This is a genomic window from Chamaesiphon sp. VAR_69_metabat_338 (assembly GCF_031423935.1).
Classification (GTDB): Bacteria; Cyanobacteriota; Cyanobacteriia; order Cyanobacteriales; family Chamaesiphonaceae; genus Chamaesiphon.
Genome location: NZ_JANPGM010000646.1, coordinates 1 through 15,633 on the forward strand (window position 1 = coordinate 1; position 15,633 = coordinate 15,633).

Sequence of the window (15,633 nt, forward strand, 5' to 3'; positions counted from 1 at the left end):
ACCTGGAGGAAACCTCCGTGACGAGCGCATCCGCAAACCGTCGGGGAACAAAGGCGTGCGGGAGCCGCTAAATCCCCCTTAAAAAGCGGATGCCTTTTCGGTCGGGTTCCCCGACCATGAAAAGGCACCAAGCGGGGGACTTCCAGATCTTTTCCCCCCTTTTTAAGGGGGGTTAGGGGGGATTCAGATCTCAAAACGAAGTCCGACAGACTTGTGTATACACCGTAGCCTTTTTAAGGGGGGTAGGGGGGATTTTCTAGGGTTTATGAATACTAATCTATAATTTTCAAACATCCTCTAAGAGCTTCGATCGCATTCGATACTGTCTTCATCTAGAATTCTCCCTATTCCCTGACTATAGCATCCCAAATGCTTCGACATATGTATCGTAATCGCGATCGTTAAAGCAGACAAAACTGACACCCGCGATCGAGTTATCTTGGGCGAGAAATGCATATACAGTCTCAAGGGCTACTTGCGCGGCTAGATCGATCGGATAACCATAGACACCGCAACTAATTGCGGGAAAAGCGATCGTCTGAATCTGATTTGCAACCGCTAAAATGAGACTTTCGCGATAACAACTCGCGAGTAATTCTGGTTCTCGATCGTTGCCGTCATGCCAAACAGGGCCGACGGTATGAATTACATATTTAGCTGTTAATCGGTAGCCTGGAGTAATTTTGGCTCGACCTATTTGACAACCATTTAGTTGTTTGCAAGCAGCTAATAATTCCTCGCCAGCCGCGCGGTGGATCGCGCCATCAACACCACCACCACCGAGCAGCGAAGTATTCGCAGCATTGACGATCGCATCGACAGTCAATGTGGTAATGTCGCCCTGAATAATCCCCATCCGCTCTGAGGGGGTCGCGATCGATTCAATGTTCATTTAATACTCTTGATTATTCTGATTCGGAAGCTAATTTTGAGTTAGCATCACAAGTTGCAGTACCATTAGCGATCGTTACCGCCGGTGGAAATAAACTGGTAGATTTACTGATACATCCATCGGTTTTGACAAACCATTTATCACCCTGCTCGATCGTATAAACAAATCCGACAAAACTGTGGAGGTTGCGATGATTGGGTGTCGCGATAATTTTGAAATTATTGCGATGGGAACCGGTGTCGGGCAGGATTTCACCGGTAAAGGTATAGCCACTGTCTGTCGGTGGACTGAGATTGAGGTCAGTAGAAACTACGGCATTGTTATTGTTCATGTTCGCTGTCACTAATTCATCGCCCTTAGCTTTCAGAACTGTTTGGGCGTATTTTTGAGCGGCCTTTTCTTGTTTGAGGGTACTGCGGAAACCGCCACCTAAAAATACGGGTAAGATAATCGCCAGCACGATTAAGCCAGTCGTCACACCAGAAACACTCAAACTGATGATACTCAATCTTTTAGCATTATTAGCATACTTAGTTGCGATCGAAGTATTGCCAGCGGCGTATTTAGAACTAACCTGGCTGGCATAGGAAATAGCAACTATCCCCAAGGGCAAAACTCCTAAAACGGTTGCTAAAATTGCCAGTGTCATATTGTTTTCTGGGCACGGTAGCAACACCGGCTCGACATCCGCCGCGATATCTGGTGCGGCATCTGGAACTCTGGTCGCCGCGACTTTGGCAATGGGTTCGATCTCCACATCGCGCTCCCAATTCGGCTCTGTCGCCTCGGTTTGCTGGCCACAAACTTTCACTGTCTGAGCGGGCAGTTGGAGTTCGCCTAACACCTGCGCGACGACTTTTGTCATCTGTTGGGGGTTCGGAATGGCTAAGCCAGAGAGGGAGATTTCTAGTTCGGAGTCGAATTTGACAGTAGCAAAGATCGATTGAGATTTGAGCTTGCGATTGAGTGCAGCGGCAATTGTCTGAGCATCAACTTCAGCAGTTGGCTCCAAGGATGATGGTAATGGAGTCATAGCGATCGCGGCTGCGGGATGAGGGGATGAGATACTGTCTGTTATAGTTCCCCGTCAACCGATCTCAACTAACACTCATCACGACAATGACATAGGAAGTTTGTGAGTCATTCTTTTGCTAGTGATAGAATCTCCGCAGCAACTCGATCGATAATGGGCATCACGGATAAACGATTGCCCTGTTTGACTACCAATAATCGATCGGGTGTAAAGTGCTCCCTGAGTGTCGCGAGGGTAATTTGCGTGTCAAAACTGCGGGCGAATTCAACTTTGACAGTATGCCAGCGGGGAGCATCTGCGGTAGATTTAGGATCGTAATATTCACCATCGGGATCGAATTGGCTGGGATCGACGACTTGCGCGGCGACGATCTGCATTAACCCGACAATGCCAGGTGGATTGGTATTGGAGTGATAAAAGAAAGCTAAATCGCCAACTTGCATGGACTTAAGAAAATTGCGCGCCTGATAATTGCGGACGCCATCCCAAATTGTAAATCGATCGCGTTCGAGATCGGCGATGCCAAAGACATCCGGTTCGGACTTCATCAACCAATAACTCAATTATTTTTCTCCATCCCAGGCAACAGAGTAGCAGTTTACCGCAATTTACAGCTATTTCTTTTTGCAGGGAGCGGGGAGCGGGGCAAAAATGTACACTTTATCCCGCTCTCTACTAATCCACATCCGCAGCAATTACCGACTTGACGGCATCCTTCGCCGTTGTCTGAAACTCGCGGACATTGACTCTGCCGAGCAATTTCACCGCAATTACCATCGCTAACGCTTGGAGGCTAAACACAAAACCATAAGCCAGTACCAGATTCGGCGCAAAGGATTTACCCAGATCCAGAGCTACACCGCCCAAAATTGTCGCAGTACCTTTTGCTAAAGCTTGCGATAAACCCCAGGCACCGATAAACGTCCCCGCAGTTTCGGGCACAGTCAGATCGAGCATCAGGGTAATCGCTCCAGTTGTCACCAATCCCGAACAAATGCCAAACAATAACAGTGCTAATTGCAAAAAGACCGGATTGTGAGTAAATCCCGAGACGATCACCCACAACATCGAGGCGGCGACGAGCATACAACCCAATCTGGCTGTCTGCTGCTTACCGAGTTTGGGAATGAACCAAAACCCCGCCAAGCTCAATCCTACTAATGTCCCACCTCCCCAAAAAGCATTAAGTGTTGCTGTTTTGCCGACGGGGAGATTGAATACTTCGCCACCATAAGTTTCCAGGATCGGATCTTGGATAAACAAGCCCAATGTCATCACGATCAAAAAGGTGAAAAATAGCTGAGTTTGCCGATTGGCAGTGAGAATGGATAATGCTCTGCCGAGCGATAAATGTGTTTCGCGCTGCACGCCAACGCGGCTGGCAAATCGAGAATATTTCTTTTCGACGCCCCAAGTTGCGATAAAGGTCAGGATAGCCACGATCGCCGGAATAATGATGAATAATCGATCGATCTGAGTTTGCACTTGGGCGATGGTAGCATCGTTCTCTAAGGATTTGAGCAAGACGCCGATCGCAATTGCCCCGACGATCGTGCCACCAATCAGCATCGACCAATCTACAGCCACCAGGCGCGATCGATCGTCTTCGTCAGTAATATCTACCAATAGCGTCGCAAATGGCGTCGAGCACATACTCACCGACAAACCATATAGGGCAAAAATAAAGCCTAGCAATCCCGCCCAACCGTAAGTTGGCAGTGCCCAACCGACTGCCTTGAGACTCGCGCCCAGTTGCCACATCACCTGCACGGCAATCCACGCATTGCTAACTAATCCCGCCGCTCCCAACCAAATATAACCAGTCCGATAATAACCAAATAACGGTCGCGTATCGGAGAGCTGTCCGAACATAATCCGCGCGGGTGCGACAAATAGTGTCAGTGCGAGAATTACCGTGGCGATCGTACTCGGCACGGCTAATTCTTTAATCAGGACGCGATTGAGGACGCCAAAGACCATCACAGACATCATCCCCAAACTCATCTGAAATAGTCCCAGCCGCAGCATCGTGGGCAATTTCACTTTGGGGAGCATCCGCTGGCGATCGGGGTCTTGGTTTAATTCTGGATCGGATAAATCGCCACTCATCATAAACTAATATCTAAAAATATCGAGTCTTAAGTTTCTCTAAGTTAAACCAACTATCTAGTCTACGATCGAGTTTATTCGGGAATCTTAATAGGTGACAAGCGATCGCCAAAACCCGCGATCGTCAGCCTCTAGCCTAGAATGCGCTCGGGCTAAATCGGCTCCTAAGTTGTAGAGATCGAGACTCGATCGAGATGTTACCTCGGCGGGTGGGATCTTGCCCGCCGATCTGAGTTTCCGAAATTGCTGAAGATGTTGCCGTATCTATAGTATATTCACCCGATAATCTGGAGCTAGATCCATGAAACTCGCGATCGTTTTGTCGGCTTTTGTGCTTTATACGCCACTTGCCAGTAGTTCTGTGGCGGCAGCGATGCCTCAGCCAGCCACAGCCGAACATCAATCCTCCCGCGCCACCCGCACCGCTCGCGCTGTCGATATTACGACTCAGTACGACGGACAAGCTTTATTTATTAGGGATCGTTGGGAAGTAAAAATAGCTAGAGATGGCGATCGATTTATCTACTCAGGCGGCGAGAGTGGCAAACGGGGTATTAGTTTGGCAAATGGGCAATTAACCAAATTCGGGGATAAACATTTATATAAATGGAATAATGCGGGCACGATCTATCGGGTAACTTGGCAACCCACCGATCCCAATTTTGCCCGCGTCCAGGTGTTTGATGCTAAGGGGAGCGAACTATTTAATAAGTTAATGTGGACGCCACCGGAAAATTAGTCTGGCTCTAATTGGACTTCGATCGATCGCCCCAACGAAAAAACGAGGTTAATTCTGATGGATTAACCTCGTCACTTCACATGCTTAAAAAGTTAGCTAAACGCGAAACTGTTAGTAGTTAGGCTACTCGACTGAATGCCAGTTAGTACAGCCAGATCCTTACCGCCAGCGGCGATCGAGGTATCGGCACCCTTTTGAGTCAGAGTCACTTTGCTAAAGTCTGTCACACCAGAGATACCCAAAATTAGCAGTTTGTCGATCCCGACTTCAAAGTTAGCCACGGTATTGGTACTAGTCGGGGCACCATTGTAAGCCAGATAGAATTTGTCGGTACCAGCATCGCCATAGAGGGTGCTACCACCTTTACCAGCGTAGAGGATGTCGTTACCATCGCCGCCAGAGAGGAAATCATTAGTCCCGGCGAATAAGGTATCGTTACCGGCACCACCATAAAGGCGATTGCCACCTTTGCCTTGGCTGGCATCGAGAATATCGTCGCCAGCTTCGCCAAATAAGCGATCGTTCTTGCCAGCATACAGTTCGTCGTTGCCGTCGCCGCCGTAGATCCGGTTGCTACCGCCGCCGACGGAGCCATCGACGAGATCGTTACCACCATCGGCAAAGAGCGTCTGTTGGGTGGTGGGAATGACTTTGTCATCGCCAGATGTCTTGGTGACTGTTGTCGGTGAGACTGCCGCATCGAGACTAAAGCTGAGGATCGATCGCACGGGATTAGTCGTCGATGGTTCGGGGTTAGTATTGCTCGCGTAAGAGTTAATCCCTTGGACGTTGACATTCAACGTTTTGCCATCGGCAGAAACATCAAAGGTGGTGTAGTTGAAAGTATCGGGCGAGTAGAAATCCACAGCCTGACGATTGGTGTCGGCATTGGCATCACCTTCGCGCACGACATTTTTGAGTCCGGCAAAATCGGCGGCTAAACCGATCGGATTGACCCCTGCGGCGGTTTGAGTCGCTGCGAGCTTTTCTGCTAAGGATTTGATATTAGCAAAACTGTGGTCGGTGACAGTATCGGGGCCAGTTGCACCGATCGGGCCATCGACGACTGAGATTGCATTGGGTAATGTTCTGACGCTAGTCGGATCGTTGATATCGTCCAAATAGGTTAACTCATTAATCCGGTTCTGGTGGTCGTCGCAAGAGAGGAAGACGACATTCTTGATACCATTGTCGGCAATAAATTTGAGTAGTTCGTTGCGTTCGGCACGATAGCCGCCGATCCAGGATTTACCACCATCGGCACCAGAACCGATCGCGCCAATTTGGTCGATCGGATCGGTGGTGGAGACAAATTTCCAGGTGGTGCCATTATTCTGGGCATCGAGGAGATTTTGCTTCAGCCATGCCAGTTGCGTTTTGCCCAACATCGTCCGATCGGGATTGTCCGCCCGCGAGCCTGTATCGTCGGTCGTCGTGACGTTACCGTTGGCGTCGGTGGTTTTTAAGCGGACGTCGCGGTAGGAGCGGGTATCAGTGTTGATGTAGAGGACATTCTTACCCCACTGATTGGCGTTATACAACTGAGTGGTACCATCAGTCCGCGCGTCATTGGGAGCCGAAACGGTTTTCTCGCGGATGGGTTGGTAGTCGAGATAAGCTTGCTCTAAGGTTTTAAACGCGGCGGTATCGTTGATATACGTCCCAGTTTTATTGACGTCTAAGGTCTTGTCGTTAGTACCATTACCCGACTTGGCGGCCAGCCCAGCGGGCGCACCACCATTGATGAGCTGCTTGTTGCCGAGTTCGTGGTTATCGAGCGCGGTGTAGTTACCTTGGGAAGCATAGAGTGTTTGCAAACTAGCAAAGCCACCAGTAGTCGTCGGCTGGAGGTTTTCGAGATATTTATTGCGATAGTCAATTAAAGCTTGAGAAGTACTAACATTGGGGTCGGCAGCCGTCACTGAGCTTTTGCTGGCTGTTTCGTAGATCGTGTCGCCCAAGTTGACGTAAAAGTCTAAGTTCAGCGAGCCAAAGTTAGCAGTAGAACTATAGGGGCGCATCAAACCGTCGTAATCGCCGCTGAAACCAAAGCGGACAGCCGCTTGCGTATTGGCATCGTATTCGGTCTTGAATGTCCCGACTTTGCTGGTATCGCCGCCGCTAGTCTGGAACCGATAGTAGTATTTGGTGCCGCTTTGCAAGCCAGTGGCATCGACTTTGAGGGTGTAATCGTGGTTGGCGTCTGTCAGTCCAGTATAGGATTTGGCGATCGTCCCAAAGTTGATATCGGTCGAAACTTGCACGTTTAATTGAGTTTCAAGCCCTTGCTTGGTCGCCGCATCGACAGTCCGCGTCCACAGAATTTCACTACTGGTAGTGGCATCCCCAGCCGCTACGCCCGAAAAGGCGACTTTGTTTTTGGCATTAGCCGCCGCAGCAGCGGTAGTCGGGTTGTAGAGAGCTAGCAGTTGTCCGCCTTCAACGAGACTGGTATCGGTGTTGGTGTAGTGAGCCTGAAGGTCGATTAACGACCAACCTGCACCGAGAATATCTTGAAGATCGATCGTGCCGGAACTTTCTTCATCTGCGTTGAAAGGTGCCGTCGCTGCTGTGACCTGGCCATCTACCACATCACCAAACCTGGCCGGATCGGATTTGGTCAGTTGGGTCAGCTTGTCGGCAGCGATATCATACTGCCAAACCTTGGCATTGTGAGCAGCATTTCCCGTATCTTCATTGAGGGTGATAAATCCATAGCGATCGACACTCATGTTGTCGAACATATTTTGCCCCTCGGTACCATCCAGGAGCAGATCGATCGTCCCACCCGCATCGGGGTTGGTAATATCGCTGAAATTCAACCGCCACAGGCGACTGCGACCCACTTGAGTGCCGACGCCATCTTTGACCGTATCGAGTTGGTCGGTAGTAACGAAGAAATATTGATTGGGATTGGACGGGTTCCATGCACCGTCTTCCGGACGGGAGAAGGTGGTGGAGGCAGTCGCACTCAATGTGAACGCCATACCATCCTTAATGTTGGTAGCGCGAGTCGTGGTATCGACAATTTCCTTCGCATTACCAGTCACATTAATGAACTTGGTGACGCCATTAGTAAGTCCAGCTTTGTCTACTTCGCTACCAGTATTGGTTTTAGTACCGACATAGACTGCCACGGCATTGTTTACGATGCCCGTCCCACCATCGTTGTTACCAATCACAACTGTTTTATTCTGGGCAAAAGGATTGGCGAGGGCATTTTCCCAAGCACCAACGCCAGTCAGTCCGGAACCATTGGTACTAAGGTTGAACTTGCCCAGGACGTAAGTATTGCCCTTATTAGCACCTGTCGCAACGGTGGCTAATTGATAGCCAGTCGCCCCACCTTCTTCACCATTTAAGAAAATCCGCTCTGCGCTGCCCAGTCCGGTTGCTGAATTGTAGAATGCAGTTACTTCGGGCAGATCGGCGGAGCAAAAACGGTTGAAGCTAATATTAGCGGCGGCGGTAGTGCTGGATTTCTGGGTCGCGGTGTCCCAGGTGTAGACATTCTTAATCAGATCGCTGCCACTGACAACTTTGAGATCGGATTTGTTGATGACCCATTGGGAGATAAAAGCACCATTGGTCAGTGGGCCATGGGCGGTACCAGAACCCGCACCGATCTCATGGTTCATTAAGACTGTAAAAGTACCGTCGCCATTATCATAGGCACCAAGACCGTCGGGAATACCCGCCATTTTGTAGCCATTCACGGCATCACCGACGCTCAAAATCGAAGTAGTAGTTACCCCTGTCGCTACGGGCACGATATAGGGGGTTTGAGTTGTACTGGGGCCAGTCGCCATAAATGCTCCTTAAAGTTAGTGATGAGAGATGATATCGACAGTTGCCAAGCATGCTACAGACATTGATTCACGCTAACTCTAGATGATTCGGGTTTAGGAGGGGTTTAAATGAGGTTATGAAATGATTAAGTACATGCGACGGGCAAGAGCGTCGATCGCTCGATCGAATTGCTGCCAGCTAATTTGATAAATACGGAGAACGATCGAACCGATCGCCCTCCGTATTTACATTTCTTTAGCTGAATGCAAAACTACTGCCAGTTACAGTGTTAGATTGAATGCCAGTTAAGAGCGCGAGATCTTTGCCACCAGCTTTAATGAGCGTATCCGTACCTTGCTGAGTCACGGTCACTTTACTGAAGTCCGTGACGCCCGGAATTCCCAAAATTAGTAGCTTGTCGATGCCAGCTTCAAAGTCGCCAACAGTATTGGCACTCGTGGGGGCACCATTGTAAGCCAGATAGAACCGATCGGTACCAGCACCACCAAAAAGGGTATTACCACCTTTGCCAGCAAAGACTTTATCGTCGCCATCGCCGCCAGAGAGGAAGTCATTGGTACCTGCAAATAACTGGTCGTTACCGGCACCACCATAAAGCCGATTGCCGCCTTTGCCAGCACTCGCATCGAGGATATCGTCGCCAGCTTCGCCAAATAATCGATCGCGCAAGCCAGCATAAAGTTCGTCGCTACCGTCGCCACCGTAAATCCGGTTATCGCCTTTACCAACAGAACTATCTACCAGGTCATTACCACCATCAGTAAAGATCGTGTTGAGGCTGGTGGCGATATTTTTGGTATCGTCGCCACTAGTACCCGCAACTGGAGCGAGATATTCCACTACGTCAGTCAAAGACAAGATAAAAGTCGTGGTCGCATCGGGAGTAGTACCGATAGTTGGGTCGTCTACATTGACAGAGACGCTATAGCTGTTCTTGGTTTCGTAATCGAGATTAACACCAGCTTTGATGTACAGCGCACTGTTGAAGACTTCAAAGGCGGTGGCATCCGCGCCAGCGACCGCAAGATTGTTAGTACCTTGTCCGTCATCGGTGATGCTAATGTCTGCGACCTTCACGCGGGTAGCAGTGTCGCTATTTTCGGCGATCGTACTGACCAGGTTAGTCAACAAGACTGCTGTCGGAGCTTTGTTCGGATTGACGATCGTGCCTGGAGAGCCGATTTCGGTATTGCCGAGCGTATCCACAAAGGAGATAGCACCATTAGTACCCGCCACGCTCAAGGTCGAGATCGTCGTGTTGTTTAACAAAGCCGAATTGTTAAATGAGGCAAAGGGGGAAGCTGTGGGCGAAGCTCCAAAGACCACATTAGACTGGAGAACGCCAGCGGCATTATAAAGATTCACCGCATCGCCAGCCGTACTCAAGCCGACACCGGAACCCCCATAGACACCAAGCAAGACTCCATTTGGGAGGGTTTCCGAACCAAACCAAGCTTTCGAGAAAGCAGCAGAGAGAACTTTGTCAGTAGAACCATCCGCAGTACCCTCAATGAAGATCGCCGATTTCCCAGCAGCGATGCTCGTCAAGCCGCGCAGTGCGACCGCACTACCAAAGGAGTTGGAGTTATCGTCCATTTTCCAGTTGGTGATGTCCACCGTAGTGGTACCCGTATTTGTCACTTCAAACCAATCAGCGGCATAGGCGGTATTGCCACTAGCCCAGGGTGCTACTTCAGTGATAACGAGGGTAGAGGCAGCAGTAGGAGTGGTCGGGGTAGTGGGTGTTGTTGGCGTGGTTGGGGTAGTGGGCGTGGTTGGTGTCGTCGGCGTGCTGGCACCCGTGGGAGCATACACCCAGAGCTGTGGACGATCGATATTACCACCACCATTTTCGCTAGCGACATACAGAAAACCATCTTTATCTACTGCGATCCCTTCATGTGACTGGTCGGCAACAGAGATCGTATCGGTAGCATCTGCGGCGATCGTCAGCGTACTATAAATTTTACCGGCCCGATCGACCTCCAAGATTTTGCCATTTTCTTGACTCAGCACCAAGATATGACTGGAATCTTCTTTGCCATCGAGAGCCTTGACATTGGACAGAGCGTAAACATCGGCGATGTCTGTTACGCCTAGCAATGCGGGATCGAACAAGTTAGTCGAATTTTCGGTTGAGGGCGAACCGTTACTCGCTGTGCCCTTAGCAAAATCGATCGTCGTCTGGAAGATCCCTTCTGGTGAAGCCTCCTTGGCCAGAATATAGCCGCCCGTCTGCGGGTCGTAGGTGATGCCTTCTAGACCGATATTACCGATCGTCGTACCGAGTTTGACAACCTGGACGTCTGCCCCAGTCAGCGTCGTATTTGCTTTGTAGGTGAATTGGTCAACTTGTCGGGATCGCTCCTCCGTCATCACAAATTTGCCGCCGCCAACGTAGGCGAGTCCTTCTGGATCGTAGAAGTAGGTACCTTGGGGTTTGCTAGCATCAGCCGCCAATGTCATCGAATCGATTAATTGTCCAGTTTTCGAGACTTGGACGATCGAAGTACCACCGTCACCAACGACAAATAGCGTGTCGGTATCTGGATTATAGGTCACAGCCGAGACTTCTTGAGCCAGGAGGCTACCCGTCGGAGCCTTAGTCCGCGTAGGTTCGGGCAGATCGTAGCGACCGATCCGCGTGTACTTGGAAAGATCGATGTCAGTAATTGCCATGCTTAAATGAGGAGGTAGAAATTAGGTTAATGTTTGCTTAGATCTAAAATTAGTTACCCCAGTTATCATTCAAGTAAACTGTTAATACTCCACCCATGTTGTGTCAGAACGATCGCTCAAATCGAAAAATAATCTTACCGATTGGGTGTCTTGATGCTACGATCTCAAAATTAAATCGATTTCGATCGATACTCATTTTCTCGAATCATCGATCGTTTTTTGCCATGACTAATTCCAGAAAAGACTGGTTTCCTACGCCCATTTGGCATTTCAATCTTGACAATTGCGATCGATTAAACAATACATTGATTCAGGAGATAAAGATCGAGCAGCAACACGATCGCCAAGGTCGAAAACAATCAAATGTATTGGGTTGGCATAGTGCGAATGACCTACACCAACGAGCAAGTTTTACTGAATTCACTAAAATAATTAGCGAGCATGTCTTGGAAGTTGCAACCTGTTTGCATTGGGACTTAGCAAAAATATCTTTGGAAATCGATAGCTGCTGGGCGATCGTCAATGGCAAGCTGGCATCTAATTCAGTCCACAATCATCCTAATTCGGTTCTGAGTGGAGTCTATTATCTGCAAGCTCCCGAAAATTCTGGTGTCATCTCCTTTTCCGATCCGCGTCCAGCCGCCCAAGTATTAGTGCCTCCCATTACCGAATTTAGTCCCTGGACATTGCCCAAGATTAGTTATAAACCCCAAGTGGGCACGATGTTAATCTTTCCCAGTTGGTTGTTACATAATGTCGAAATGAATCTGAGTGGGGAATTACGAATTAGTTTGAGTTTTAATGTTGGAATGTTGCAATTGGTGAAGTAACGAACTAGTCAACTGGCTCTCGATCGCGACAAGAAATTAGCTATAGCGATCGGTTTCATAAATTAAAAAATTGATGCTAATTCAGGAGTACAAATATCAAAAATGTACTGTAAATCGTATAAAATTTGCGATCGGCTGAGAATCCTAACGCATTTATCCAAAATCGGAGAGATAATTAATAAATTATTCCTATTCTTAGTAATTAAATATGGTGTACCCTAAAAATAGGGTTAGCAGAGCATATTTATGACATAATATTTTTCCAGCAAAAGTCGTACATCGATTTCAAATTATTTATTTAACGGTAGAGAAACTGACCGATTATTTTATGGATATCGACCCGTTAGAAGCTGTAGAGAAACCCGATCGAGATAGCCAGCAGCAAGCTGCTCAAAATAGACTTAATGCCCTAGTAGCAGTGACAGTCGCTTGTTTGGCAACTTTCATGGGCATCTGCCATGTCAAAGATGACAACATCGTGCAAGGAATGCAACAAGCACAGGCAGATAAGATCGACCACTGGGCTTTTTATCAAGCGCGGAATATTCGATCTGAGATCGCAAGCAGCACGGTAACACAGCTTAAACTCCAATCTGCCAACACTTCGGGAAGCCAAAGGGTACAATATGATACTCAAATTAAAGCCTATCAAGCAATTGTCACCAAACAAGAACGTGAGAAAGCGAAACTCAAACAGCAAGCTGAGGAAGACCAGAAAACTTACGATGCTCTAAATTTCCATGACGACCAATTCGATCTAGCCGATGCTGCTGTTTCGATCGCCATTTCTTTACTAGCAGTTACAGCCTTGACTAACAAATTTTGGCTGTATCTAATTGCTCTGCTCCCCACTGGTTTTGGATTAATTATGGGTTTAGCTGGTCTGTTCAACTTAGGTATTCACCCTGATGCTTTAACAAAACTACTCTCTCAAAACTCTGTTACCTCTCCTACTCTTGCTGCGGCTGTTCCTGACCTTCTGAATAACCGTCTGCTGGAGATAGAAAACCCGCAGAGACAGGGCAAGAGTAGCGTGGAAGTCAATTGGCTCTGATGTGAAGCGGGTGGATCTCATCGATTTCTTGGCATGTATGCATAATTACAACTTGTTAGTAATATTTTTGACCGAATAAGTGTACGAGGAGAGTATGGCTGAGTTCGCGATTCCAAGTATGAACTCTAACCATCACCCGTGAGAACACAAAAGCCAATTCGATCGCATCGACAGTCGTAGCCTTACCGACTAGATTATCGCCTTCTGTGCGTTCGCCCCGATGGTGTTTGGCTAACGATAGAAGGCTTTTTGTCGAGCCTTTGACTTGTCCGTAATAAGATCCATCAAAAGCCCAACGGCTGAAGCCCCAAAATTTGGCAAGGTGATTGACTTCATCTTGAAATGGTTGGGCGATCGCTTGTTGTAGTGCGCCTGTGGAGTGTGCCATCAGCCATAAATAAATCGATACGGCTCCCCATTCAGTGGAAATACGGCTGAGGGTATGGTTGGAGACAGCCATCAATGCTGAATCGATCGATTGCTGAATATTGACGCTGTTGGGTTTGGGTTGCAGTTTTTCGCCAGTTAATTGGTTGTAGATTTTTTTGAAGGTGGGGGCATGTTGGCGTTCCTCTTTTTCCCAGGCACCTAAAGTCGCGATCGAACCGTCAGGATGTTGGGTACCACCAATGAAGTAAGCCATCCCAGGGTGAATCGATTTCATATAATTCCAGGTTTCTTGGGAATATTCGCGGATGGGTGTTTCAATTTCGGTGGCACCTGCGACAAGCATAATAAATAAGTCTGGATCGACACCGACAATCTGGCTGCGGGAAACCGATTTCCAATCGATGGGTTCCCACTTTCTAACGTGGGGCTGGGCAAATTGGGTGGGTAAGTCGATGAGGTGTTGGCTGAGGATATCGATGGTGAGGTAGCGATCGACTAATCGGTTCATCCGCGCCCGGATTTGGAGATAGTTGGGATTTTTGGGGCAGTAGCCAGCTAGATCGCGATTTGTTTGAGTGAGTTTCATGGTTCGGTGTGCCTAGAGTCATTCGGTTGTTGAATACATCTTCACCGACCGATTTGTGAGGGTGCAATGAGTATGCGGCATCAAGGTGAATCAGGGTGAAGTAAGATGAATCTTGCTAGTGTGAATTTAGCCTCTTTCAACAAGCGAGCTTGCTTGAATCGATCGAAGATCTACCCACCCCACTGGGCGGTTCGCCTGCCCGTGCCGCACTTTTCGCTCCGTTCGCGTAGCGGCTCCGACAGGAGCGGAGGGGATTTTCTCACCCAGCCGTTTAGAGAAAGGACAGACTTATGGAACCGAAAGAAGTGGAATTGTGGTTGGGTCGCGATCGACAGCAGCAGCTACTCGATCGCCTTGTCGAGCGGCTGGGATTGACTCGTACACGCGGGGAGTGTTTTTTGCGATTGTGGATTTATCTATTGGTAAAGGAGCAACGGGAGGGTAATCCGCAGGTTAAGCCACCGTTATTAGCATTGACTTTACTCGATCGACCTGTGAGTTGCAGTCATCGCGAAGCAGCGGAATTATTTTATAGCGACCGCGATCGGGGTAGCGATCGATCGGCGGGGATGATGTTAGATAAATTAGCGGCATTGGGCTTGATTACCAAACAATTTGATGGGAATATCAGCCGGATTGAAATCTTAGTAAATCCAGCAGATTTGACACCAGAACTAGCCAAAGAAGTAGAAGTGAAAATCGAGCCATTCGATCCGCGTTGCGACGCAATTCCGATCGCCAATTTACTCGCGACTAACTATAATTGGATGAATCACAATACAGAAACCACACCCCATCGAATTGTCAATATTCTCCGGCAATGGGCGCGTCAATATGGTCGGGGAATGCGCGTATTGCGTCGTCAAGATAATCTCAATTCGATCGGCTTTTATATGATGTACCCTACTGCCGCCATTTCAGTACCCAATTTCTTTGTTGCGCCCAGTAAGAGTCTACATTTAAGTGCGATCGGTGATACAGATCCTTTTATCATGGCTGAATCGGGCGATCTAGATTGCATCTCAATTTATATTCGGAGTTGGGCGATCGACCGTGAATATGTCGATCGGTATCGCGTACTTTTATTAGAAGACACTCAAAAAACCTTGATTGAAATGCAGCAAGATTTCCCTAATGCTTGCGATCTATATACGATGATTATCCATCCTAGTTATGAATATCAAGCATCTGCGTTGGGCTTCCAACATATGAGTCGCGATCGCCAGTTGTCTCTTTACTGGATGTATTTACCACTCGATCGGTTCCTCAAATTAAATATCGCTGATTGTTTTCCATCCAGAGCTTAGAGGATGTTTGGAAAGTATAAGAAAGCACTCGTAAACCCTAGAAGATCCCCCCCACGCCCCCTTAAAAAGCGGATGCGCTCCGCGCGGGTTCCCGTCTTCGACACGTCTGGCTTCGGATCTCCTTCTCTGCGAGAGGCTGCGCGAACGGAGAGGCTGTGCCTACGGCAGGCTTACGCCAACGCCAACGCCTACAGCGTGCGTTGC

The 15,633-nt window shown here is 48.5% G+C and carries 11 protein-coding genes; 4 read left to right on the plus strand and 7 right to left on the minus strand.

Going from position 1 to position 15,633, the window contains the following annotated elements; translation table 11 throughout:
• Window positions 1-355 precede the first annotated feature (355 nt).
• From RMO84_RS17775 to RMO84_RS17790, 4 genes are all read right to left on the minus strand, one after another.
• Complete coding sequence (locus RMO84_RS17775; protein ID WP_310489770.1) at window positions 356-892, minus strand: O-acetyl-ADP-ribose deacetylase; 537 nt, start codon at window positions 890-892, stop codon at window positions 356-358.
• A 13-nt stretch (window positions 893-905) separates the two neighbouring features.
• The gene (locus tag RMO84_RS17780; protein ID WP_310489771.1) at window positions 906-1,925 is read right to left on the minus strand and encodes a CD225/dispanin family protein; all 1,020 of its coding nucleotides are present in this window, start codon (window positions 1,923-1,925) and stop codon (window positions 906-908) included.
• Window positions 1,926-2,032: 107 nt separating this feature from the next.
• Entirely contained in the window at window positions 2,033-2,488 is a 456-nt protein-coding gene (locus RMO84_RS17785; protein ID WP_310489772.1) for an EVE domain-containing protein, read from the minus strand.
• 112 nt (window positions 2,489-2,600) lie between these two features.
• Window positions 2,601-4,037 (minus strand): BCD family MFS transporter, encoded by a 1,437-nt coding sequence (locus RMO84_RS17790; protein WP_310489773.1) that lies wholly within the window; start codon window positions 4,035-4,037, stop codon window positions 2,601-2,603.
• A gap of 298 nt (window positions 4,038-4,335) precedes the next feature.
• On the opposite strand from RMO84_RS17790, the gene RMO84_RS17795 reads away from it, so the two are divergent.
• Complete coding sequence (locus RMO84_RS17795; protein WP_310489774.1) at window positions 4,336-4,773, plus strand: hypothetical protein; 438 nt, start codon at window positions 4,336-4,338, stop codon at window positions 4,771-4,773.
• Between the two features lie 92 nt (window positions 4,774-4,865).
• On the opposite strand, the gene RMO84_RS17800 is transcribed toward RMO84_RS17795, so the two are convergent.
• Window positions 4,866-8,582: an alkaline phosphatase D family protein gene (locus RMO84_RS17800; protein ID WP_310489775.1), complete on the minus strand. Its 3,717-nt coding sequence runs from the start codon at window positions 8,580-8,582 to the stop codon at window positions 4,866-4,868.
• A 235-nt stretch (window positions 8,583-8,817) separates the two neighbouring features.
• Entirely contained in the window at window positions 8,818-11,262 is a 2,445-nt protein-coding gene (locus RMO84_RS17805) for an SdiA-regulated domain-containing protein (RefSeq protein ID WP_310489776.1), read from the minus strand.
• A gap of 224 nt (window positions 11,263-11,486) precedes the next feature.
• Between RMO84_RS17805 and RMO84_RS17810 the strand changes: the two genes are divergently transcribed.
• Together RMO84_RS17810 and RMO84_RS17815 are read left to right on the plus strand one after the other, a co-directional pair.
• Entirely contained in the window at window positions 11,487-12,092 is a 606-nt protein-coding gene (locus RMO84_RS17810; RefSeq protein ID WP_310489777.1) for a TIGR02466 family protein, read from the plus strand.
• Between the two features lie 328 nt (window positions 12,093-12,420).
• Window positions 12,421-13,146 (plus strand): DUF4337 domain-containing protein, encoded by a 726-nt coding sequence (locus RMO84_RS17815; RefSeq protein WP_310489778.1) that lies wholly within the window; start codon window positions 12,421-12,423, stop codon window positions 13,144-13,146.
• 55 nt (window positions 13,147-13,201) lie between these two features.
• Here RMO84_RS17815 and RMO84_RS17820 read toward each other — a convergent pair whose 3' ends face one another.
• Complete coding sequence (locus RMO84_RS17820; RefSeq protein WP_310489779.1) at window positions 13,202-14,122, minus strand: hypothetical protein; 921 nt, start codon at window positions 14,120-14,122, stop codon at window positions 13,202-13,204.
• Window positions 14,123-14,412: 290 nt separating this feature from the next.
• On the opposite strand from RMO84_RS17820, the gene RMO84_RS17825 reads away from it, so the two are divergent.
• On the plus strand, window positions 14,413-15,429 hold the full coding sequence (locus RMO84_RS17825) for a hypothetical protein (RefSeq protein ID WP_310489780.1): 1,017 nt from the start codon (window positions 14,413-14,415) through the stop codon (window positions 15,427-15,429).
• Window positions 15,430-15,633 lie beyond the last annotated feature (204 nt).